2 protein-coding genes are annotated in these 616 nt (G+C 50.6%); both read left to right on the top strand.

Features of this window, described 5'->3' with window-relative positions; all coding sequences use genetic code 11:
* A partial coding sequence (locus tag WH277_RS02395; protein ID WP_339504199.1) for a hypothetical protein occupies positions 1 to 234 on the top strand: 234 nt, incomplete at its 5' end.
* Between the two features lie 35 nt (positions 235 to 269).
* Positions 270 to 616 (top strand): putative T6SS immunity periplasmic lipoprotein (locus WH277_RS02390; protein WP_339504197.1); only part of this gene is annotated, 347 nt, incomplete at its 3' end.

Below are 616 nucleotides of genomic sequence, written 5' to 3'. Positions count from 1 at the left end.
ATTATATCTGAGTTCAGGATGATAAAGGGTGTACCGCATCCCTTCGCACCGAGGGATTATTCCGTGCTAACGGTTGACTATATCCGGGAGAGGGAAAAAACGGCGGCTGACCACACCGTTCTGCAAGCCGTTGGCCCGTTTTCTCAGGAACAGAAGATCGAACCCTGCAACGTATCCTGGTACCCGGCCACCGACCGTAGTGGCCGACCTGCCGTTACGGTCGGTCATCAGTGATGACTTATGGATAAACTCAGGGATATGTATGCCATATGAAAATCAATAATCCCATCCTGCCCACTCTTCTCTCTTTGTTACTGACTGGCTGCTGGTTGGGGGATCACTTCCCGCCGTATGAAGTCGGACAGGTTTCCAGAACGGACGCCGGATTCTGTTTCCAGATTAACAATGCCGGCGACTATTACGTACATTATCTTTCCATCAGAGACAGACATGCACCGCCGAGGTCTGGTTTTAACAGGGACTTCCCTGCCCTGGCTATCGCACACAATCAGCTATGCATCCCTGAGACTTACTATCAATTCCCGGAGTCCGGTGAGATAAACGTGGAGATCTCTTTACGTTCACCCACCGAAAGAAGGATGATGCGGCGTATTAT

This window comes from Erwinia sp. MYb416 (assembly GCF_037479575.1).
Taxonomy (GTDB): Bacteria; Pseudomonadota; Gammaproteobacteria; order Enterobacterales; family Enterobacteriaceae; genus Erwinia; species Erwinia rhapontici.
The sequence above is the reverse complement of the archived record's forward strand: the minus strand, read 5'-3'. Positions and strand labels throughout refer to the sequence as shown.